Source organism: Roseateles sp. P5_E8, assembly GCF_054177665.1.
On sequence record NZ_JBGCUM010000041.1, the window covers coordinates 21380 to 41999 of the forward strand.

Sequence of the window (20620 nt, forward strand, 5' to 3'; positions counted from 1 at the left end):
CATGGAGCTTGATTCGTCTTTGATGCTTTGCGCCGTCGCGATAGGTGCGGCGCAAGTGGTGGATGGCTTTCTGCTGCGGTCGGCCAGGGGACAAGGCACGACAGCCACCGCGTTCTCCGTCATCGAATGGGCTTGGGGAGGACTGTGTGTCTACCTGCTCGTCAACGGGTCCGACAGCTTTCCAGCATGGCTGGCCGGGATCTTCGTGGCGCAACTCGCGGCATGGATGCTCTATGTCGCTGTGCAGGCGAAGCGGGGTCGTGCGATGGAAACCTTCAAACTCACACGCTCGGAGGCGTTGGCTGGAGGAGTCTTCGGGGCGCTCTACGCCGCGGCGTCTCTGGCCGTCTGGGCGGGACTCGGCCTCTAACCGGGCCCAAATGGCAACGGCTCGTCCGAGCCTCCCTCCACTAGCACCTTCAACGCCCGCAAATCCTTGAGCACATGCGCTGCATCCTGCTCGAAGGCCTCATCGCTCGCGCCGGCCGCCCGCAGCACCACGAACGTCAGCGCGCAGCCCTCATCCACTGGCGTGACCCGAAACGCGTTGTGCGTCGTCATGCCGTCCGGCGTCGTCACCTCATGGTCCAGCACGCCGAACTCGTTCTTCGGCGCCATCCTGATCTGGATGCGGCCCATCGGTGAATCGGCCACCACCCAGTGGTCGCCCTCCTCCGCGATGTCGGCCGATGCCAGGCCCGAAGCCCAGCGGTGCAGGTTCTCGCGCTGGCGGGCGAATTCGTAGACCTCGTTCGCCGATGCGGCGACGGTTTCGCTGACGACCTTGATTTCGCGTGGCATGGCTGCCTCCGAAGAGATGAATGCCGATCTCGGCAAATCTCATGCCCAACGGCATGCGGCAAACGAAGCCTCAGGCGCTGCCCGAATCCGCGAGCAATCGTTGCAGCGCGGCGATCAGTTCAGGCAGGGCGTCCTGCACCACGTTCCAGACGGTCTCATGGTTCACGACCGCATAGCCGTGGATCAGCACGTTGCGGAAGGCGACGATCTGCGCCAGCCGCGGAACCTGCGCGGCCAGCCCCTCGTCCACCTTGGCCAACTGGCCCAGGGCCTCGCCGATGATCTCGAACTTGCGTTCGACTGCGGAGTGCAGCAGCGCATTACTCGCGTAGTGCTGGGCATCGTGGCCGTGGACGAACGACTGGATCGCCTCGGCCGCGCTCAAGGCATCCCACAGGAAGGCGCGCGGATCACGCCGCATACAGCAGCTCGCGCTCCTGGTCGATCTGACGCAGCACAAAGGGGTTGCGCACCGCACCCGCTTCCACGAGGTCGACGTGACGGCCGAGCAGAGACTCGAAGTCGCGTCTCACTGCATCCCACTCATCCAGGCCCACTCGGAACCCGGGCTCGAAGGCGACCAGCAGGTCGGCGTCGCTCTGCGGCTTGAAATCGTCGCCTCGCGCCGCCGAGCCGAAAACCTCCAGCCGCGCGATGTGATGGCGGCGGCACAGGGCGGCAAGGGCGTCGCGGGCCTGGGCGATGCTGAGGTGCATGCCGCGAGTGTAGGCAGGCCGGGGAGCTGTGTTCCACTTCCGCCGTGAATCCAGAAGTCCCCTCATCTCCGGCCATCAAGCCGGCAAAGCCGCCCGCTCCGGCCTTCCCCCTCCCGCAACCCAGCCACGCCGCCCGCTTCCCTGCGGGCCTGGCGCCTGAAGACTGGGCGCGCATCCGCCAGGCGGCGCACGCGCTGCCCCAGGTGCTGACGCCAGACGACCTGGACGACGACGGCGGCGAGGATGCGCTGGACCGCATGGGGTGCATCCAGATCTCCCGCGCCGCCGGCGGCGGCCGGCCGGCGCGCTGGATCCTGCCGGCGCACATCCCCGTCGCGCTCGCGCAGCTGGAAGCCACACCCCAGACCAACACGCTGCGCCCGCAGTTGCAGCAGCGCATGCAGCAGCTCGAAAGCCAGGGCCTGCGCCGCGAAGGCGTCGTGTTCACGCGGCTGTGCGTGCACCCGATCACGCTGGCCCACGAGGGCTGGCGCATCGACCTGTCGCACCGCGTGCCGGTGCCGGAAGGCCCGGTGTGGGCCTTCTTCCGCGATGGCGATGCAGCCGCGTTGCGCCAGAACCTCGGCCAGGCGCCGGAGTACTCATACACGGCCGAGCTGGCCCTGCACCTGAACCACCTCATCGACCGCAGCGAGGCCATGGGCCACGCCAGCCAGCTGGCGTCGCTGCTGCCACGCCTGCAGGCCGAATGCGGCGCACCCATGCCGTTTGCCGACCTGAAGGCCGCGCTGACCCGCGCCCAGGACCGCTGGGAGCAGAACGTCGAGGAGCAGGACACGCTCGCCAGCCTGGGCCGCGAGCTGGCCTTCCAGGGCTATCCGGACAGCTTCGACGCGGCGCGCAAGCTGGGCCGCAAGGTCACGCTCTACCTGGGCCCGCCCAACAGCGGCAAGACATATTCGGCATTCGAGCGGCTGGCGCAGGCGCTGGACGGCGCCTACCTCGCGCCGCTGCGCCTGCTGGCGCTGGAGGGCCGCGACCGGCTCGTGGGCCGTGGCGTGCCCTGCTCGCTGCTGACCGGCGAAGAGAACGTGCCGGCCAACAACTCGCGCGTGGTGAGCAGCACCATCGAGATGGTCAACACGCGCGACACCATCGACGTGGCCGTCATCGACGAAGCGCAGATGATCTTCGACGACTCGCGCGGCTGGGCCTGGACGCAGGCCATCGTCGGCGTGCCGGCGCGCGAGCTCATCATCATCGCGTCGGCCTACGCCGCGCCGGCCATCGAGCGGCTGCTGCTGCTGTGCGGCGAGAAGCCCGAGCGCCGCGTCTTCGAGCGCAAGCAGCAGGTGCAGCTGATGCCCGCACCGGTGCCGATGACGCAGCTGAAGTCGGGCGACGCCGTGGTGGCCTTCAGCCGCCGCGACGTGCTGATGCTGCGCGACCAGATTGCCCAGAGTGGGCATGCCGTGAGCGTCATCTACGGCGCGCTGCCACCCGAGGTGCGCCGCCGCGAGGCCGAGCGCTTTGCGGTGGGCGCCAGCCAGGTGCTGGTGGCGACGGACGCCATCGGCATGGGCCTGAACCTGCCCATCCGCCGCGTGCTGTTCTCGACGTTGACCAAGTTCGACGGCGTCGGCGACCGCGAGCTGACCGTCAGCGAGGTGCACCAGATCGCCGGCCGCGCGGGCCGTTACGGCATGCATGACGAAGGCTTCGTCAGCGTGCTCAAGGAGGCCGAGGCCGACGCGATGAAGACGCTGCGCGACCTGCTGCCCAAGGAGCCGCGCGCGCCGCGCGACTTCAAGTGCCCGGTGGCGCCCAACTGGCGCCATGTGCAGACCATCTCGGCCCGCCTGGGCGTGAGCAGCCTGCACCAGGTGCTGACCGTCTTCATGCAGCAGCTGCGCCTGGACGACGCCCACTTTGAAGTGGCCGAGCTGGAGCAGATGCTGGGCTTGGCCGAGATGCTGGATCGGCAGGCCGGCTCACTGCCGTTGCAGGAGCGCTTCCGCTACGCGCAGGCGCCGGTGGACGACCGGCTGCCGCAGGTGGTGGAGCAATTCCAGGCCTGGGCCGCCAGCCACGCGCGCACCGGCAAGGCCGGCACGCCCTGGTTCCTGGACGACGTCGACGAACACAGCCGCCTGGACCGCATGGAGCAGGCGCTGCGCCAATGCACGCTGTGGCTATGGCTGGATCTGCGCTTCCCCGAGGTGTTCGGGCATGTCGAGGCGGTTGTCGACCTGCGCGGTCGCTTGAACGACGGGATTGAACGGCATCTGAAGGGGAAGAAGCCGTTGTGGCAGAGGCGGGGGCGCTGAGATTACTGAGGGCTGTTGATGGAAGCCGTGCTCGACAGAATGCTTGGATTGCCGGAGCTTCACTTCCAAGCCGGAAAGGCTGTCTTCAACGCCTGTGGCACATCCGTGTTTCCTTGTGACGCGCTTGCGCTCGCTGTTCTGGAACGATCCCTAGGACTTATCAAGGGATTCCAGCTGCTCGCGCGAAACGGTTGCTACACCGCTGCGGTGGCGTTGCTGCGCATGCAACTAGATAACGCGCTTCGTCTGCATGGTGTTGCTAGCACCGCAGATCCTCACGACACAGCTTGCCAAATCGTTAATGGCACGCCGCTAAGGAAACTCAAAGATTCGTCCGGGCAGCCGATGAACGACAAACGCCTGACCGCGCTTTACTCCGTAAAGAGAGCGTGGGCGCAGCGGGTCTATGACGTTGCTTCGGCATATGTGCATCTTTCGGATACGCATGTGTCGCATTTCGTTGCCCGCTCGCCAAAGGTTGAGTCGGGCAGCCGGCACTTTTCGATCGGGGATGACGATGACCACGTTCCTCGCGCTCAGAAGCTCGAGCTAGTCGAGGCCTTTGAAATAGTCACTCTCAGCGTCCTGGAGGAAGTGCGCGACTGGGCCGTTAGCCGAGATCGTTATGGAGATTTGGCGACCTTGAAATTGCGTTACGGGTTGAATAGCTAACAGCCGCTACTTGATTCAAACCACATTCAGCCTGAATAAATCCCGCGCCGTCGCCACGATGGCCTCCTGCGGCGGCCTCGGCACCCAGCCCAGCCGCTCCCGCGCATGGCTTGAATCCTGGTGCCGCACCGTGCCCAGCTCACTCGCCACCGCGCGCAGCGTCGGGCTGACCTTGGCCAGCAGCCGCACGGCCCAGTCGGCCATCTGCCGGGTCGGTACGCGCCGCGCCTGTTCGCCCAGCTCGGCGCGCAGCACGGCCGCCACCTCGTGCAGCCAGTGGAAGCCGCCGCAAGCGATGAAGCGTTCACCGGCCATGTTCTCCGGCGTGCTCAGCGCGCGCCAGTGCAGCTCGGCCACGTCACGCACGTCGACGATGCCGAAGCCGATGCGGGGCAGGGCGGGGATGCGTCCCTCCAGCAGGCTGCGCACAAGGACCACGCTGGCCGAGTAGTCGGCGCTGGCCACGGGGCCTAACACCACGGAGGGGTTGACCGTGCAGAACTCCAGCCCGCCGCCCTCACGCGCCACCCAGTCGCGCGCGGCGCGTTCGGCCACGGTCTTGGACTGAACATAGGCCGGGATGCCGGGCACCTCCAGCCGCGTCCAGTCGCGCTCGGTGAAGCGGTGCTCGCCGGGGCCGTGGCCGTAGGCGATGGCCGCGACGGAGGAGGTCATGACCACCCGCTGCGCACCCGCATCCCGCGCGGCCTTCAGCGCTCGCAATGCACCGTCGCGGGCCGGCACGATCAGCTCGTTGGCATCGCGCGGCACGCCGGCCGGCAGCGGTGACGCGAGGTGGGCCACATGGCTGCAACCGGTAGCCGCCTCAGCCCAGCCGGCGTCGTGCATCAGGTCGGCGGCGAGGAACCGCAATTGATCGCGCGCCGCGCCTGCGTCCGCACCGAGCAACCGGCGCAATGCCGGCTCGCGCGCCAGGTCGCGCACGGTGGTGTTGACCTGCCAGCCGGCTGCCAGCAGCTGGCGGATCAGCACGCCGGCGATGTAGCCGCTGCCGCCGGTGACGAGGATGCGCGAGGTGGCCATGCGCGTCACTGCACGAACATGCGCGCATGCCCTTCGTGCGCCGCGGGCGAGCGCCAGTAGGGCGAATCGAAGGTAACTTGGATGGAAGGGCACTCGTCCTTCGGCCGCGGGAACAGGCTGCGTACCTGCCTGCCATGCATCTGCAGCGCGCGGCGTAGCTCATCCTCGCTGGGCAGCTGGAATCCTGGCTGGGTGTACAGCAGCAACTCCGCCACGGAGGTGTGCTGCGCGAGCGGTTCGAAGTCGACACGGCCCATGGGCAGCAGCACGCTGGCGCTCTGAACTTCGGGCCAGCCCTTCAGAGTGTCGTAACTGGCCAGCGCGCCCCCCCGGCTGTAGATGAAGATCCAGCGCAGCCGGTTCAGCGCCGCGATGGGCTCAAAGCTCTGCACCTTGGGCGTCTTGTAAATCTCCAGCATTTCGACGCCCGGGGTCTGGCCCAGTGCGCCGATGTCCGTGAGGCTGAGGCAGTGCGCCAGGCGCAGTTCGCGCAGCGCCAGAAAATTCGTCAGGCCTTCCAGCGAGGTCAAGGGCGCACCGGAAAGGATGAGCGAATCCAGACCCTGCCAGGCGTCGAGCATGTTCAAGGTCTTGAGCTTGCGTGGGCGCCTCAGCTCCACACGGCGCAGGCTGGGGTTGTTCAGGCATTGGGGGTTGAGCTTCTCGCCATCCAGGCAGCGAAAGCCACGCAACCGAGGAAGCTTGCGGTAGTCGCCGTGGGCTGGTGGCGCCTTGAACAGATAGATCTGCTCCAGGCCCGGCAACTGGTCGATGTCCTCCAGACTCAGCTCTTCCGACGGGCTCCTGAGGCCGCGGATCTTGTCGGCGTAGCCTTCCAGCACACCCAGCCGGCCGACGTCAACGCCGGGGCTGACCCAGTAGATGTCGTTCTCTGCCAGCGCAGCCTCTGATGAAGCATTCCAGCGATAGAGGGTGAGTTGCTGGGTCCCATCGGCAGACCCTTGCAAGCAGTAGTCGTCGTTCATTTCGAGAAAGTCCGGGGTCTCGCCGAACCAGCCCTCGAACTCGCAATCATGCTTCGGACCGAGTTGGCACATCTCGTTCGTCCAGGCGAGAACAGCGTCTTCGGTCATCAGCAGCGGCGGGGTGTGGCCGGTGACCACCCACGATGCCATGTCCAGCCAGGCGGCGGTCCAGTCCACGAAAGCGCCCGTCTTGCGCACCTGTGGTTCATAGCCGCACGCCTTCAGCACCGCCGCCAGCGAATCGGCCTTGGCCTGCGCATTGGTGTGGAAGAAGAACTTCAGCGGCTTCTCATCGGTCGGCTGAACCCGCCAGGACCGCAGCGATGCAAGTTGCCTGGGTGTCTTCCATGCGGCCCGGGCCAAGCTGCGATCGAAGCGCTCTTCGGTGACAAAGCTTTCCATCCCACGCCTCTCCCCTGATGAATGCGCGGCATCGTAAGCAAGAAGAGTGGCACGCCACCCACCCCACCGCCCGTGACGCCCGTCATGCCCGGGCCACTCCCATTGCCAGACGGCCATCCGGGGCGGACAGTCGCGTCCTTTGCAAGATTCCGGGACACCCCTTGACCGCCGCAACCTTCACCGCGAGCCCCGACGCCACAAGCGACGCACGCGCACGCCATGACCGAGCCTTCCTGGGCCACCCCGTCGGCCTCGGCTGGCTGTCCTTCTGCGAACTGTGGGAGCGCTTCAGCTACTACGGCATGCAGGCGCTGCTGGTGCTGTACCTCAGCAACTACCTGTTCATGCCGCAGAACATCGGACAGGTGGCGGGCATGGACGCGCTGCGCCACGCGATCGAGAACGTCACCGGCCCGCGCTCGCCGCAACAGCTGGCGTCGGCCGTGTTCGGCCTCTACGTGGGCCTGGTCTATCTGCTGCCCATCTTTGGCGGGCTGATTGCGGACCGCTGGCTGGGCCGCACGCGCACCGTCGTCATCGGCGCGCTGCTGATGGCCACGGGGCATTTCCTGATGGCGGTCGAGGCCGCGCTGCTGCCGGCCCTGGGCTGCCTGCTGCTGGGCGTGGGCTGCTTCAAGGGCAATATCGCCGCGCAGGTGGGCGACCTCTACGCGCCCGGCGACAAGCGCCGCGCCAGCGCCTTCCAGATCTTCATGCTGGCGGTGCAGGTGGCCGTCATCGCCGCCCCCATCGTCTGCGGCACGCTGGGCGAGAAGGTGGGCTGGCACTGGGGCTTCGGCTCGGCCGGCGTGGGCATGCTGATCGGCCTGTTCGTCTACCTGGCCGGGCGGCGCTGGCTGCCGCCGGAGCCGCTGCGGGGTGCCGCCAAGGCCGCCGAGGTGCGCCAACCGCTGGGCCGGCGCGCGGTGCTTCAGGTGGTGTTGCTCGTGGCCATCCTGCCGCTGCTGATGCTGTCCATCGTCGGCAACCAGCAATACAACAACGGCTTCCCGCTGTGGTCGCAGCAGCACATGGACATGGTGGTGGCCGGCTTCACGGTGCCGGTGACCTGGCTGCAGGCCGTGGACGCGCTGACGAGCACCGGCGCCATGCTGGCCTCGCTGGCGTTCTGGCGCTGGTGGGCCACGCGCCGGCGCGAACCGGACGAGATCACCAAGATGGCGCTGGCCTGCTTCATCGCGGCGGGCGCCCCGGCGCTGCTGATGATCCCCGCGCTGGCCATCGAGGGCGACGGCGCACGCATCAGCATCTTGTGGTCGTTCGCCTATGCGCTGGTCAACAACATCGGCTTCGCCAACATCATGCCGGTGGGGCTGGCGCTGTACTCGCGCGCCGCGCCACGCGGGCTGCAGGGCGTCATGATCGGCATCTACTACCTGCACCTGTTCCTCGGCAACAGCTTCGTCGGCTGGCTGGCCGGGCTGCTGGAGACGATGCCGGGCTCGCAGTTCTGGGCGCTGCATGCCGTGCTGGTGGCGGCGGCGGGCGTGGGGCTGCTGGCGGTGAAGCTGGTGTTCGGCAGGCTGCTGGCGCCGACGGCGCCAGACCACGCGGGCTGAGCGCTCCAACGGAGCTGGCGCTGGGAGGGCGTCATCGTCGTTGGGCCGCGGCCATGGCTCTCGCTATGGCTCCTCGCGGGCGATGTGTGACAGCGGGTGCAGAAAACACACTGCGGGCCTTCGCAACCCCAGCCCCGCACGACCATGACGCTCCACCGCCCCTCACTCCTCGCCAGCGCGCTGCTGCTGTGCACCGCCACGGCGTTCGCCCTGCCCGGCCAGAACCCGGAAGGCCGGTCCGGCACCAGCACCAATGCCGGCAGCCTCAAGGGCGGGGGCATGAGCCTGGTGGAGTCGGAAGCCCGCTTTTCCAACGTCAACGTGAGCGGCATCGCCAACGCCTCGCTGGTGGACGGCACGCTGCACGCATACGCCTGGTCCAGCAACAACCCGACCCTGCCCAAGGGCTGCCGGCCGGACATGCTGTCCTGCAACTGGGGCATCGGCGCCGATGCCTCGATGTGGGAAACGGTGACGATCAAGGCCGGCCCCAAGCACAAGCCCGGCGAGGTTGTGACGTGGAGCTGGGACGTTGGCGGTTTCACCAGCAGCGGCCGGTGGTGGAGCGCCGCGCGCGCCTACACATGGATGTACGTGGGCGGCGACCCCAACGGCTGGAAGACCGCCACCATGCAGGACATCCGCCGCAGCGAAAGCCACCTCAGCGGCAGCTGGGAGGTGCCCGCGGACGGCAGCAGCATGACGCTCTATCTGTACGGCGGCCTGTCGGTCTACGCGGAGGGTGGCGCCGAGGCCGACTATTCGCACACTGCCCGCTTCGGCTGGACGGTGCCCGAGGGCATCACCGTGACCTCGGCCTCCGGCAAGTTCATGACGGCGGGGGTGTCGCCGGTGCCCGAGTCCGCCAGTGCCGCGCTGATGCTGTCAGGCCTGGCCGTGCTGCCTTGGCTGCACAAGCGCCGGCGCCGATACTTGGCCGCATGATCACCGTCCACCACCTGAACAACTCCCGCTCGCAGCGCGTGCTCTGGCTGCTCGAAGAGCTGGGCCTGCCCTACGAGATCAAGCATTACCAGCGCGACGCCAAGACCTCGCTGGCGCCGCCGGAGCTGCGCCAGGTGCACCCGCTGGGCAAGAGCCCGGTCATCACCGAGGGCGGGCTGACGGTGGCCGAGAGCGGCGCCATCCTGGAGTACCTGGTGGAGCGCCACGGCCAGGGGCGGCTCAAGCCCACGGGCGAGCAGGAGCTGCTGAACTACCGCTACTTCATGCACTTCGCCGAAGGCTCGGCCATGCCGCCGCTGGTGATGAAGCTGGTCTTCAACAAGATCAAGCGCGCGCCCATGCCCTTCTTCGTCAAGCCCATCGCCAAGGGCATTGCCGACAAGGTGCTGGGCAGCTTCGTGCAGCCCAACATCGACGCGCAGCTGAAGTTCCTGGAGGGCGAACTGGCGGCGCGGCCCTGGTTTGCCGGCTCGGAGTTCTCGGCGGCGGACGTGCAGATGAGCTTCCCGGTGGAAGCGGCCGCCGCGCGGGGCGGGGCCATGGACCAGTACCCCAAGCTCAAGGACTTCCTGGCCCGCATCCATGCGCGGCCGGCGTACAAGAAGGCATTGGAGCGCGGCGGGCCTTACGACCTGTTGAGCTGATGGGCTCAGCCCCGGGGCACATACTCTGGCTCACGGCTGCGCTCCGCAGCCCCCGTTCCCGTCTTGCCCCGCCGGCCTGTCGCCTGGCCGCTGTGCACCAGCGGCGCTGACCTCCCCGTGTCGCATTGCGATCACCCTGGAGGGCGCTCGTGCCCGGCTACGACATCAAGGTTGAAAGCCACGCCATCGGCGGCGCGGCCAACCTGCAAGTTCGCTCCCTGCTCGACCGCCAGCAGTTCGCCGACCCGGCGGGCGCCGCCGAGGCGTTGGGCATCTCGTCCGCGCAATGGCCGCTGTTCGGCCTGGTCTGGCCCTCGGGCCTGCACCTGGCCGCCGCCATGGCCATCCACCCGCTGCCCGACGGCGAGCGCATCCTGGAGATCGGCTGCGGCCTGGCCCTGGCCAGCCTGGTGTGCCACCGCCGCGGCGCCGAGGTGACGGCCAGCGACATCCATCCGCTGGCCGGCGCCTTCCTGCTGGAGAACCTGCGCCTGAACGACCTGGCGCCCATGCGTTACTGCCATGGCGACTGGAGCGAGGACGCGGTCGATTCGGAAGGTGGCGCGCCCCAAGTGCGCGGCCGCTTTGACCTCATCATCGGCAGCGACGTGCTCTACGAACGCGACGATGGCGGCGCGCTGGCGGCCTTCATCGAGAAGCATGCGCTGCCGCGCTGCGAGCTGCTCATCGTCGACCCCAATCGCGGCAATCGCGCGGCGTTTGGCAAGCGGATGGCGGGGCTGGGGTTTGAGTTCAGCGAGACGCTGCTGAGTGCGGAGGTGGGGAGGCCGGACTATCGCGGGCGGTTGATGAGGTTCGTGCGGGGCGCTTGAGTTGACGTCTCAATCGCCCAGCTCTTCCAAATACGCGGCCATCGCCACAGCCGATTCGATGTAGCTCAGCACCGCCTCTTGGGCGAAGTTTGCATCTGCTGAATGCACAGCTTCATTTCTCAGCCGACGAAGCTTTTCGAAGATTCCGAGCTGCCGCGGCCGCAACAGGCCACCTTTCTGCAATCTTTGCATCAGGTGCTGTGGCCCAGACATCGACGGGGCAGTGCCTAAACCGGTCCTTTGAATGGCATCCGCCGCCGCGGACTCCACCAACAACCAAGCTTCAAGAATTGCGGCTCGAGGCGCAAGAACGGCCAGCGTCGTCAATCTCTCTTGCGCATCTGACCGGGTAGCTAGACCGATCTTCAGATCTAGCTTCGGCTCATCCTGAGGGACAACCTCTTTGACTTCGGCGGCCAACTGCTTCGCAGCTTCTCCGAACTCAAGTTCGACATCCTTGTATTTCAGCTTTCGCAGAGAGCTGGCAATCTGAGGCAGCTCTTTGCGAACAATCCAAAGCAGCCCGATCAGTGTCGCTGGCCACGCCAGCGCTTCAACGATCTTGGCTGTAAAGGTAAGCCAGTCCATTGCTACGCCTTCCTGTTGATTCATCGCTTCTGGGAATTAGGCCCATATTCCACCACCCTGCACCCCGCCCCCTTCGGGTCCTCACAACACGCCGCCAGCTTCTTCAGGCTGTCGCTGAACTGCTCGTCCCACTGCGCCTTGCTGTGCAGGTTGCCCGGGCTCATCCAGTGCGACTGCGGGAACTTCTTGGACCACTCGTTGCCGCCCTCCTGCGGCGCATTGCCGGTGGACTGCTGCATGGCCACGTTGCACGAGTTCATGTTGCCCATGCGGTGGCAGGCCGTGCAGGTGTTGCCGCGCGTCGTGATGCCGAAGGCGTGCAGCCGGGCCCAGGCGCGCTTGAAGTCTTCGCCGATGGCCTTGGGCTGGTAGTAGCCGAACGGGTCGCCGGGCAGCTGCGTCGTCTGCGCGATGTAGGGGCTGTACATGAAGGGCCCGCTGTCGTGGCAGTTGATGCAGGCGGGCTGGCTCCAGGCGACCTGGCGCGGCGTCTGCCAGACCTTGTCGGCCGGCAGGGCCTGCACGCCGGCAGGGCTGGCCGGCTGCGGTTTGCGCGTGAGCGTGCTGGGCGAGGGCACCCAGCGGCCATCGATGCCGGCGGCTTCCGTCAGCGGCGCCTTGGCCTTGGCGGTGAACCAGCAGGTCTTGCCGTCCTTCAGGCTGTGGGAGATGACGTTGATCTCGTCGAACAGCGCACTGCCCGCCGGCCGCGCGACCTGCTTGCGGCAGATGGCGCTGATCTGCGCGGTGGTGTCGTCGCGCAGCACGAGGGCGCGGCTGCCGGGCACGCACTGGCTTTGAGCGTCGGGCTGGTGCAGCAGCGAGGGCTTGTCGCAGCGCGCGGGCGCGGGCTGGGGCGGCACGGGCTTGCCGTCGACGGTGATGGGGATCTCCTGGCCCGCCATGCAGCTGAAGGCGGGGATCTCGCTGATCTGCGCGGCGCATTGGCGGCCGTACTCGAAGAGCGTCTCGGCGTGGGCGCTGCCGGCGGCGAGCAGCAGGAGTAGCAAGGCTTTGGACTTCATGCCGTCACCAGGCCCTTCTCCGCCAGCACGACTCCGCGGATGGCCTGGTGGTAGCGGGCGTAGCCGGTGCAGCGGCAGATGTGCTGGCCAACGGCGTCTTCAATCGTCGCGTCGAGTTGGTCGCGTTTGACGGGCTGTGCGCGCAGGCGGCCGAGCAGCATCTCGGTGGCCATGACAAAGCCGGGGGTGCAGTAGCCGCACTGGAAGGCGAAGTGGTCGAGGAAAGCCTGCTGGGTGGCGCTGGGTTTTTCCATGCTGCCGGTGCCTTCGATGGTGGTGATGGACTGGCCCTGCAGCAGGGCGACCGGCGTGGAGCAGGCGAGCATGGGTTGCGCCTGGCTTGTGGGTTGCCGGCGGGCGGCGACGGTGCAGGCCTTGCAGACGCCGATGCCGCAGCAGAGGCGGGTGCCGGAGAGGCCGAGTTCTTCTTGCAGGAAGTCGACCAGAGGCAGGTCGGTCGGGACGCGTTTGTCGACGGCGGTGCCGTTGACGTGGAATTGGACGCGGACGAGATCGGTCATCAGTGGGCCTCTCGTTGGGGTTGGTTTGTGGTGAGGCCCATGCCGGGATTTCGTCCCGGCGGCCGACTCACTTTTTGGGCCGCCAAAAAGTAAGCAAAAAGCTCCCCCCTGACCGCCCCGCCCCTTCGGGGTCCCCTGCGCTGCTCAGTCCTTGAAGCCCCGCGCAGAACTCCCTTCGCTACGCTCCGGTCAGACAACCGCGCGGAGTCAGTTCTTGAGGCGCGCTTCGCGCGCGGCTTCAAGGCCTTCCGCTGCTCGGCGGGGCTAAAAGAGGGCATGCAGAAATACATCCACCGCCCGGACTTCGGGCTTGGCTGTTGGGCTGTTTTGGGGCCTCCCCTTCTAAACCGCCGAGAAGCGCAGAAGCCCAGGGCGCGTGCGAAGCACGCTTCAAGGACTGACTTCGCGCCGCCTGTTTGAGCAGAGCGTAGCGACGCGAGTTCGGCGCGGCCCTGGGCTTCGATGCAGTGAGGCAGGACCGAGCACAGCACCTGCGTGCTGTGCGACGCCTGACGAACGCCATGCCGCATGCAAGCGGCATGGCACGCAGGGCACCCCGCAGGGGCGGTGTCGCAGGGGAGAGCTTTTTGCCTACTTTTTGGCGGCGCAAAAAGTAGGTCGCCCGCGGGGGCGAAATCCCCGCTGGGCCTGGCCACAAAGCCATTCATCCCAAAGCCCTCCCAATATCCGCAGCAGTGATCGGCAACGACCTAAACCGCTTCCCCGTCGCATGCGCAATCGCATTCCCAATCGCCGGCGCAATCGGGCACAGCACCGCCTCCGCAATCCCCTTTGCAGTGCTCTCATCAGAAGGCAACGTCGTGACGTTCAGCCGCCCTAACGGCACATCCGACGACAGCGCCACCTGATACCGATCCAGGTTCCACCGCCCATCCCCAGCGCCCCCGGCCTCCAATGGCAGGTTCTCCAGCAGCGCATACCCAATCCCCATCGCCACCCCACCCTGCGCCTGCCCCAGCAGCAAATCCCGCTGCAACACCTTGCCCGCATCCACCATCAACTCGACAGCGATGACACGCGGTTCAAAACTCCGAGGCGCGATCTCTACCGCCACCAGCACGCCAGACGGCGCGTACAAGCTGCGGCCATACAAACCGGCCTCCGGCTTAGGCGGCACCACGTCCTGCCGCAGCACCGCCGTCCACGTCGACTGACCGCCAGCCCGCAGCGACAGCCCGTCGATGGGCAGCTGTAGCGCCGGCCCCGCCGGCACGGCGTAGGTCGCCGACACCCAGGCCGCTTCGTACAGCCCATGCACCATCGCCGCCGCCGTCAGCCCGCCCTGATGCACCTTGCCCGCCAGCACCGCCAATGGCAAGGCCGCAAGACCCGGCGCCACCAAACGGCCGGCCTCCCACTTCGTGCGCCCCTGCACCTGCGCCAGCGGCACACCCCACACCGCCGCCGCCGCCGGCAGCAGCCCGGCCTCGAACAGCACGCGGCTGGCCTGTTCGGTCACGTGGACCTGGTGGAAGGCCGTCAGGCACGCGCTGCTGGACATGGCGAAGCTGGCCGTCCAGCGCGGGTCGGCCCAACTGCCCTTGGAGTCGCTGTGCAGGTCCAGCGCGTTGAATGACCCGACATCGCCCATGACGACGTCGTGCGCGTTGTGGCCCAGCCAGCCGGCGGTGCTGATGGCCAGCGTCGTCGCCGAGCCATTGCCCATGTCGACGCAATTGCTGCGCACGGTGAGTCGCCCGTCGGGTGCAAGAGCCACCTCGGCCATGACGCCGTCCTTGCCGGTGCCATAGGCCTGGTTGGCGAGAGCGAAACCAACGCCGTAGCGGATGCCCTCACGTGCCTTGCGAAGCTTCACCGCCTCACGCTCACGCCACAGCGAATGCTCGCGCGCACGGCGGCAGATCTCGTGCAGCCGCATCTGCTGCGTCAGCGGCGCGCCGGTGATCGTTCGGTCGCCCTCGCGCAGCGCATTGATCTCGCGCAACTCAATCGGGTCACGCTTCAACGCCACCGCCACCTCGTCCACCAGCGTCTCGACCGCAAAGCTCGCCTGCGGCCCGCCGAAGCCGCGCATGGAGCCGGCCACGACGCCGGTGCTGGGCTGGGCGATGGCGTCGACGTACGCCTGCTTGATGTCGTAGCCGCTCAGGCCGCAGTAGGCGGCCAGCATGGCGACGAACTGGCTGTAGTTGTTCTGCCCGCCCGAGGGCAGCACCTGCTGGCTGCCGAAGGCGAGGAACTTGCCGGTCTTGGCGTCCACCGCGATGCGCTGTGTGATGTTGCTGGCCAGCTGCTTGAGCCCGCCCTGGAACTGCTCGTAGCGGTCCTGCGCGATGCGCACCGGGCCGTCGGCCAGCGCGGCCGTGACGGCCAGCAGCGGCGGGAAGGTGGACACATCCCGCCCGCCAAAGCCGCCGCCCGGGTAGCAGGAGTTCAGCACCACGGTGCTGACCTTGATCGGGCAGTCCTTGCTGAACATCGTCCAGCTGTCGCTCGCGTCGCCATTGGTGGCCTGCGTGCCGAGCACGAGGTTGAGCGTGCCGGTGCCGGCGCGATCCAGCCAGGCCAGGCCAGATTCGGGCTCCATGAACATCGGGTCCAGCACCTGCGTGCTGTAGCTGCCGCCCAGCTGCAGCACGGCCGGGCTGGGCGCCTCCAGCGTGGTGTTGATGCGCTGGCGCAGCGCACGGGCGGTGCTGTTGACGGGCTGGCTGGTGGAGTCGGGCTGGTAGGGGTCGGACGCATAGCCCGCCTGCACCTGCGAAAACGGCGGGACACGCGGCGCCACCCCCGGCGCGTCATAACGCGTCAAGTAGTTGACCGGGCTGTAGGCCATCACCCAGGGCTGCTTGGGCGGCGGCGGCAGTCCGGCGGCCTGCACGACGCCGGGCTGGAACTGCAGCGCGCGCTTGGCGCGGCGGTAGGCGTTGCTGTCGGCAAAGATCAGGATGGCCACCGGCTGGCCGTAGAACTGCGGCGCCGTGCCCACCGGCACCAGCAGCTGGTAGACGCCGTCGGCGCCCGCGCTGGAGAAGGGCAAGCTCAGGTTCAGCGAGGCCAGGTCGCGCTGCGGCCAGGTGAAGCCGGTGAGGGCGGTCTGCGTGATGGTCAGCAGCGGCACCGCGTCCACACCGGCCAGGGCGCCGAGGTCCAACCCCGTGAAGATCAGGCCGGGCTGCGTGGCGCGCAGGATCATGGCGATGCGCTCGGTGGCCGGCCAGCCCGGCATGTCGTTGGCGCGGAAGTCGCGGGCGTAGATCTTCTGGCCCGTCACCTTGGCCAGGCCGTCGATGCGGAACCTCGCCTTGCCCGGGCCGCCGGACCAGTCGGGCGCACCGGGTGGCGAGTGCGGCTGCACGGGCGTGCCCTCGGGCTGCGGGCGGGCGCCGGGCAGGCGCGGCGTGGGCGGCTTGAAGGCCAGTGCCAGCTCATGCACCAGCAGCGTCACGGCCGCCGCGCCGCTGCCAATGACGCGGCGCCGCGTCAGCTGGAATAGCCCGTTCGGGGTTTGCGGCACGCCTGTCTCCCATCCCTTGTGATGGGCGGCGAGTGTGTCACCGCAGCGCGGTGGTGGTCAGGGGATCAAACCCGATTCGGGCCGCGAATCCTTCGCGATAGCCTGAGCGCATGCAACGCCGCCTAATCCTCACCCTGCCGCTCGTCGCCACGCTGCCCGCCCGGGCCGCGTCATCCACCGCGCCCTCCACGGCGCTGTCCAGCGTGCAGGTGCTGGAGCCGCCGCTGGCCATGCCGGGCCTCAACCGCAGCCGCACGCTGCGCCTGTGCCTCCCGCCCAGCTACGCGGGCGAGCCGGGCAAGCGCTACCCGGTCATCTACATGCACGACGGCCAGAACCTGTTCGACGCGGCCACGGGGTTTGCGGGCGAATGGGGCGTGGACGAGACGATGGCCCAACTCACCAGCGAGACCGGCTTCGAGGCCCTCGTCGTGGGCATCGACAACGGCGGCGACAAGCGCAACACCGAGATGGCGCCGTTCGACCACAAGGAGCTGGGCAAGTCCGAAGGCGCGGCCTATCTCGACTTCATCGTCAAGACGGTCAAGCCCTTCATCGACGCCGGCTGGCGCACGCGCCCCGAGCGCGAGCACACGGCGCTCATCGGCAGCTCGCTGGGTGGCCTCATCAGCCATGTGGCCCTCCTGTGGCATGGCGAGGTGTTCAGCCGTTATGGCCTGTTCAGCCCGTCCTACTGGGCGGCGCCGCAGCTCTTCGAGGCCACGGCCAGAGCAGCGCTGCCGGCCGGCACGCGGGTGCAGCTCTACTGCGGCAACCGCGAAGGCGGCAGCATGGCCGGGCAGACGCGCCACATGCACCGGCAGTTCGCGCGGCAGTTGCGGCGGGAGCAACTGAACCTGCACATCGCCGCCGACGCCGAGCACAACGAGGCCGCCTGGCGGGCGGCGCTGCCGGCGGCTTTGCGCTTCCTGTTCAGACTGGACTGAGCACGTCGTCGGCGTCGCTGCGGGCGACGACCAGGCGCGTCTCGGCGCGCCAGCCGTCCAGCCCCTCGGGCGCCTCGCGCGGCGACAGCCCGCTGGCGCGGATGGCGCCCACATAGCCGTCGCGGCCCTGGGCCTTGGCGGCGTACAGCGCCGAGTCGGCCAGGCCCAGGCAGGCGCGCCAGTCCCACAGGCGCGGGTGGCGCGGGTCCAGCGGGAAGGCGCAGAAGCCGATGGACACGGTGACCTGCACGGTCTCGCCGGGGCCGATGTCAAAGGGCCGGTCGCGCACCGCAGCGCAGACGCGTGCGGCCAGCTCGGCGGCGTCGCGCCGCTCGGTCTCGCGGGCCAGCACCAGCACCTCCTCGCCGCCCCAACGCACCAACGAGTCGGTCTCGCGGAAGACGCAGCGCAGCCGCTCGGCCAGCTGCACCAGCACCGCGTCGCCGGCGGCGTGGCCGTGCAGGTCGTTGATGCGCTTGAAGAGGTCCAGGTCGAGCAGCAGCACCAGCAGGTCGGCCTTGGTTCCGATGGCAGGCCCGGGCGCATTGGAGTCGGGCGTCTCGAAGCGGCGCAGGCACAGCGCCAGGTCGTCTTCCAGGCGCAGCTCCAGGTAGCGGCGGTTGCGCAGGCCGGTCAACGCGTCGGTCAGGCTGAGCTCGCGCAGCTCGGCGGTGCGCTCGTCCACCAGGGTGCGCAGTTCCACCTCGCGGCGGCGCAGCTGGCGGGTGCGCCAGCCCGTCCAGGCCCAGATGCCGGCCAGCACCGCGATCAGGCCGCCGGCACGCGCCAGGTCGGTCTCCCACCAGGCGGGCTGCAGTTCTATGGGCAGGGCCAGCACGTCGCCACCCCACAGCGCATGGTGGGCGGTGGCGCGCACCTGCAGCGTGTAGTGGCCGGGCTTGAGCGGGCCGAAGCTGGGATTGCGGCCGGTGGCGTCCACGCGCGTCCAGCCGTCTTCCAGGCCTTGCAGCCGGTACTCGTAGCGCAGGCGGGTGGGGTCGGCATAGTCCAGCGCCGCGAACTCGACGGACAGCGTGCGCTTGCCCGGCGGCAGCGTCAGTGCCTCGCCCGGCGTGCGCGGCTGCGCCCAGGGCTGGCCGTTCACGCGCAGGCCGCTGATGACCAGCGGCGGGCTGCCGCGCTCGGCCTGCCAGGCGTCGGGCTGCACGCGCAGCAGGCCGCGGCTGCCGCCGAACAGCAGGCCGCCGCCGGGCAGCTCGGTGCTGGCAAAGAACCAGAAGCTGCCGAAGTTGGCGCCCTCGGCGGCGCCGAAGCTGTCGAGCCGGTCGGCCTTGGGGTCGTAGACGTAGAGCTGGCTCCAGATGCGGCCCTGCGCGTCTTCATGCAGATGGCCGCCGAAGATGCCCTCCACGCCGTGGCGCTCGCTGATGCGTTCGAAGCGCGCGCGGCCTTCGCCGTCCCAGCCCTTGAGGCGGTGCAGGCCGCTGGCGGGCGCGTCCACCCAGAGCTGGCCGTCGCGCGCCCACAGCAAGGCCATGACGGCCGGGCTGCCCAGCGCCTCATTGGCGGCCTGGGGCACAGGCTCCAGGCTGCCGCCAGGTTCACGCTCGCGCAGCAGGCCTTGCTGGCCGCCCACCCACAGCCGTCCGTCCGGCGCCTGGCGCAGCACATAGATGCCGCCATGCAGCTTGGCCCCACCTCGCGGATGCACGCGCTCAAGCGCCGGCGCGTCGACGCCGGCCAGGCGGTACAGCCCCTCCTGCATACCCAGCCAGACGCTGCCGTCCACGCGCAGCAGCAGTTGCTGGGCGCGGCCGCCGTCCAGCGGCCAGTCGTGCAGCAGACGGCCGTTGGCCGCGCGGTGCTCCAGGCGGCCGGCGGCGGCCATCCACAGGCTGCCGTCTACAGCCTCGGCCAGGTTCTCGACGACGCTGCGCCGTTCGCGCGGCCAGGTGCCCAGCGTGGCCAGGTCGCGGCCGGGGCGGCCGTCCAGGCGCATGAGCTGGCCGGTCTGCGTGGCGCTGAGCACCTCGCCGTTCTTCAGCGCCAGCACGGCGCGCACGTCGGCCTCGGCCAGCGGGGCGGCCGGGTCGGCCGAATTGGCATCAGGGCCACGCACGGCCAGCGCCGGGTGGCTGAGGTGGCGCTGCAGGCCCAGGCCGTAGCCGCTGACCCACATGGCGCCGCTGCGGTCGCGCAGCAGGCCGCTGATGTCGTTGCCGGCCAGGCCCAGCGCGTGACGCGGGTCGTGGCGCAGGCGCGCTTCGACGACGCCGCTGGCTGCATCCACCCAGTAAATGCCGTTCTTGCTGCCCACCCAGAGCCGGCCGGCGGCGTCCTCCGCCAGCGCCTGCACGGGCATGCCCAGCGCCAGCACCCAGCGCACCTGGCCCTGCTCGACGACGCCGAGGTGGCCGTCCTGCGTGCCCAGCCACAGGCGGCCGGCGCGGTCCTCGGCCAGGGTGAGCACGGGCACGCCGTTCGGCAGGTCGGGCAGCGGGAGGTCTTGCCAGGCGCCATTCACGCGCCGCGCCAGGCCACGCCAGTGGCCGGCCCAGACCGTGCCGTCGCTGCCCGCGCGCAAGGCCAGCACGCGCGTCTCGGCCTCGCCCTGCCAGGTCAGCGTCTGCGGCTCGACCTTCTTCGTGCCCGGGTCGTAGCGGTACAGGCCGCGGCCGATGGTGCCCACCCAGACGGCGCCGTCGCGCGCGGCAGCCACCGCGCGGATGGGCGCCAGCGGGGCGCTCTCGGCATGGCGCTCGACGCGGTCCTGCGCGGGGTCGTAGGCCACCAGGCCCAGGAACTCGGTGCCTATCCACATGCGCCCGTCGGCCGCCGGCGCCAGCGCCCGCACCCAGCCCAGGCTGGGCCGGGTGCCCGCCTCGCCGGCCAGCTCGATGGGCCGCAGCCGGTAGCCGTCATAGCGCGTCAGGCCCTTGCTGGTGGCGACCCACAGCAGGCCGGCGCGGTCCTGGGCGATGGCGGGCACGGAGTTCTGCGGCACGCTGACGCTGCGGAACTGCACCTCCAGCGGGCCGGCACCGGGGGTGTCGGCGTGGGCGGCGCCCAGGGCCAAGGCGGCGAGCAGGCTGAAGGTGCCAAGGAAGCCACGAACTAGGGGGGACATGGGCGCGCATCCTAAGGGGC

At 68.9% G+C, this 20620-nt stretch carries 18 protein-coding genes; 8 read left to right on the forward strand and 10 right to left on the reverse strand.

The genetic code is table 11. From position 1 onward, the window contains the following. Position 1 precedes the first annotated feature (1 nt). A complete protein-coding gene (locus tag ACXRVZ_RS20225) occupies positions 2-370 on the forward strand; it encodes a hypothetical protein (protein WP_457417591.1) in 369 nt (122 codons plus the stop codon). Here ACXRVZ_RS20225 and ACXRVZ_RS20230 read toward each other — a convergent pair. The 3 genes from ACXRVZ_RS20230 to ACXRVZ_RS20240 form a co-directional block, all read right to left on the reverse strand. Then, on the reverse strand, positions 367-801 hold the full coding sequence (locus tag ACXRVZ_RS20230; protein ID WP_457417593.1) for an SRPBCC family protein: 435 nt from the start codon (positions 799-801) through the stop codon (positions 367-369). The two genes, ACXRVZ_RS20225 and ACXRVZ_RS20230, sit on opposite strands and share 4 nt — an antisense overlap. 70 nt (positions 802-871) lie before the next feature. After that, entirely contained in the window at positions 872-1222 is a 351-nt protein-coding gene (locus tag ACXRVZ_RS20235) for a HepT-like ribonuclease domain-containing protein (protein ID WP_457417595.1), read from the reverse strand. Next, positions 1212-1517 carry a nucleotidyltransferase family protein gene (locus ACXRVZ_RS20240; protein ID WP_457417597.1) on the reverse strand — a complete coding sequence of 102 codons (306 nt, stop codon included), beginning with the start codon at positions 1515-1517 and terminating at the stop codon, positions 1212-1214. Before ACXRVZ_RS20240 ends, ACXRVZ_RS20235 begins: the two co-directional genes overlap by 11 nt. A 44-nt stretch (positions 1518-1561) precedes the next feature. Between ACXRVZ_RS20240 and ACXRVZ_RS20245 the strand changes: the two genes are divergently transcribed. Both ACXRVZ_RS20245 and ACXRVZ_RS20250 read left to right on the forward strand, forming a co-directional pair. Then, positions 1562-3805: a helicase-related protein gene (locus tag ACXRVZ_RS20245; RefSeq protein WP_457417599.1), complete on the forward strand. Its 2244-nt coding sequence runs from the start codon at positions 1562-1564 to the stop codon at positions 3803-3805. A gap of 18 nt (positions 3806-3823) precedes the next feature. Beyond that, positions 3824-4477 (forward strand): hypothetical protein, encoded by a 654-nt coding sequence (locus tag ACXRVZ_RS20250; RefSeq protein ID WP_457417601.1) that lies wholly within the window; start codon positions 3824-3826, stop codon positions 4475-4477. 15 nt (positions 4478-4492) lie between these two features. Here the strand turns inward: ACXRVZ_RS20250 and ACXRVZ_RS20255 are convergent, their stop codons facing one another. Both ACXRVZ_RS20255 and ACXRVZ_RS20260 read right to left on the reverse strand, forming a co-directional pair. Next, entirely contained in the window at positions 4493-5521 is a 1029-nt protein-coding gene (locus tag ACXRVZ_RS20255) for an NAD-dependent epimerase/dehydratase family protein (RefSeq protein ID WP_457417603.1), read from the reverse strand. A 5-nt stretch (positions 5522-5526) separates the two neighbouring features. Beyond that, a complete protein-coding gene (locus ACXRVZ_RS20260) occupies positions 5527-7026 on the reverse strand; it encodes a ribonuclease E inhibitor RraB (RefSeq protein ID WP_457417605.1) in 1500 nt (499 codons plus the stop codon). Positions 7027-7070: 44 nt separating this feature from the next. Between ACXRVZ_RS20260 and ACXRVZ_RS20265 the strand changes: the two genes are divergently transcribed. From ACXRVZ_RS20265 to ACXRVZ_RS20280, 4 genes are all read left to right on the forward strand, one after another. After that, the gene (locus ACXRVZ_RS20265; protein ID WP_457417607.1) at positions 7071-8489 is read left to right on the forward strand and encodes a peptide MFS transporter; all 1419 of its coding nucleotides are present in this window, start codon (positions 7071-7073) and stop codon (positions 8487-8489) included. Between the two features lie 144 nt (positions 8490-8633). Then, complete coding sequence (locus ACXRVZ_RS20270; RefSeq protein WP_457417609.1) at positions 8634-9434, forward strand: hypothetical protein; 801 nt, start codon at positions 8634-8636, stop codon at positions 9432-9434. Continuing rightward, positions 9431-10099: a glutathione S-transferase family protein gene (locus tag ACXRVZ_RS20275; protein ID WP_457417610.1), complete on the forward strand. Its 669-nt coding sequence runs from the start codon at positions 9431-9433 to the stop codon at positions 10097-10099. Before ACXRVZ_RS20270 ends, ACXRVZ_RS20275 begins: the two co-directional genes overlap by 4 nt. A gap of 149 nt (positions 10100-10248) precedes the next feature. Beyond that, positions 10249-10932, forward strand: coding sequence for a class I SAM-dependent methyltransferase (locus tag ACXRVZ_RS20280; RefSeq protein ID WP_457417612.1), 684 nt, complete (start codon positions 10249-10251; stop codon positions 10930-10932). Positions 10933-10941: 9 nt separating this feature from the next. Here the strand turns inward: ACXRVZ_RS20280 and ACXRVZ_RS20285 are convergent, their stop codons facing one another. The 4 genes from ACXRVZ_RS20285 to ACXRVZ_RS20300 form a co-directional block, all read right to left on the reverse strand. Beyond that, positions 10942-11544: a hypothetical protein gene (locus tag ACXRVZ_RS20285; RefSeq protein ID WP_457417614.1), complete on the reverse strand. Its 603-nt coding sequence runs from the start codon at positions 11542-11544 to the stop codon at positions 10942-10944. Continuing rightward, entirely contained in the window at positions 11541-12545 is a 1005-nt protein-coding gene (locus tag ACXRVZ_RS20290; protein WP_457417616.1) for a hypothetical protein, read from the reverse strand. The genes ACXRVZ_RS20285 and ACXRVZ_RS20290 overlap by 4 nt, the downstream gene beginning before the upstream one ends. Further along, positions 12542-13066 (reverse strand): (2Fe-2S)-binding protein, encoded by a 525-nt coding sequence (locus tag ACXRVZ_RS20295; RefSeq protein ID WP_457417618.1) that lies wholly within the window; start codon positions 13064-13066, stop codon positions 12542-12544. The genes ACXRVZ_RS20290 and ACXRVZ_RS20295 overlap by 4 nt, the downstream gene beginning before the upstream one ends. 664 nt (positions 13067-13730) lie before the next feature. Beyond that, positions 13731-16565 carry a xanthine dehydrogenase family protein molybdopterin-binding subunit gene (locus ACXRVZ_RS20300; RefSeq protein ID WP_457417620.1) on the reverse strand — a complete coding sequence of 945 codons (2835 nt, stop codon included), beginning with the start codon at positions 16563-16565 and terminating at the stop codon, positions 13731-13733. 110 nt (positions 16566-16675) lie between these two features. Between ACXRVZ_RS20300 and ACXRVZ_RS20305 the strand changes: the two genes are divergently transcribed. Further along, positions 16676-17512, forward strand: coding sequence for an alpha/beta hydrolase (locus ACXRVZ_RS20305; RefSeq protein WP_457417622.1), 837 nt, complete (start codon positions 16676-16678; stop codon positions 17510-17512). Here the strand turns inward: ACXRVZ_RS20305 and ACXRVZ_RS20310 are convergent. Continuing rightward, positions 17499-20600 carry a ligand-binding sensor domain-containing diguanylate cyclase gene (locus ACXRVZ_RS20310; RefSeq protein WP_457417624.1) on the reverse strand — a complete coding sequence of 1034 codons (3102 nt, stop codon included), beginning with the start codon at positions 20598-20600 and terminating at the stop codon, positions 17499-17501. The two genes, ACXRVZ_RS20305 and ACXRVZ_RS20310, sit on opposite strands and share 14 nt — an antisense overlap. Positions 20601-20620 lie beyond the last annotated feature (20 nt).

Excerpts from the sequence above, each read along its gene's own strand:
- ACXRVZ_RS20310 (WP_457417624.1), bottom strand. The coding sequence starts at position 20,600 with ATGTCCCCCCTAGTTCGTGGCTTCCTTGGCACCTTCAGCCTGCTCGCC.
- ACXRVZ_RS20235 (WP_457417595.1), bottom strand. The coding sequence starts at position 1,222 with ATGCGGCGTGATCCGCGCGCCTTCCTGTGGGATGCCTTGAGCGCGGCC.
- ACXRVZ_RS20285 (WP_457417614.1), bottom strand. The coding sequence starts at position 11,544 with ATGAATCAACAGGAAGGCGTAGCAATGGACTGGCTTACCTTTACAGCC.
- ACXRVZ_RS20225 (WP_457417591.1), top strand. The coding sequence starts at position 2 with ATGGAGCTTGATTCGTCTTTGATGCTTTGCGCCGTCGCGATAGGTGCG.
- ACXRVZ_RS20255 (WP_457417603.1), bottom strand. The coding sequence starts at position 5,521 with ATGGCCACCTCGCGCATCCTCGTCACCGGCGGCAGCGGCTACATCGCC.
- ACXRVZ_RS20230 (WP_457417593.1), bottom strand. The coding sequence starts at position 801 with ATGCCACGCGAAATCAAGGTCGTCAGCGAAACCGTCGCCGCATCGGCG.
- ACXRVZ_RS20305 (WP_457417622.1), top strand. The coding sequence starts at position 16,676 with ATGCAACGCCGCCTAATCCTCACCCTGCCGCTCGTCGCCACGCTGCCC.
- ACXRVZ_RS20290 (WP_457417616.1), bottom strand. The coding sequence starts at position 12,545 with ATGAAGTCCAAAGCCTTGCTACTCCTGCTGCTCGCCGCCGGCAGCGCC.
- ACXRVZ_RS20250 (WP_457417601.1), top strand. The coding sequence starts at position 3,824 with ATGGAAGCCGTGCTCGACAGAATGCTTGGATTGCCGGAGCTTCACTTC.
- ACXRVZ_RS20260 (WP_457417605.1), bottom strand. The coding sequence starts at position 7,026 with ATGGCCGTCTGGCAATGGGAGTGGCCCGGGCATGACGGGCGTCACGGG.
- ACXRVZ_RS20270 (WP_457417609.1), top strand. The coding sequence starts at position 8,634 with ATGACGCTCCACCGCCCCTCACTCCTCGCCAGCGCGCTGCTGCTGTGC.
- ACXRVZ_RS20275 (WP_457417610.1), top strand. The coding sequence starts at position 9,431 with ATGATCACCGTCCACCACCTGAACAACTCCCGCTCGCAGCGCGTGCTC.
- ACXRVZ_RS20240 (WP_457417597.1), bottom strand. The coding sequence starts at position 1,517 with ATGCACCTCAGCATCGCCCAGGCCCGCGACGCCCTTGCCGCCCTGTGC.
- ACXRVZ_RS20295 (WP_457417618.1), bottom strand. The coding sequence starts at position 13,066 with ATGACCGATCTCGTCCGCGTCCAATTCCACGTCAACGGCACCGCCGTC.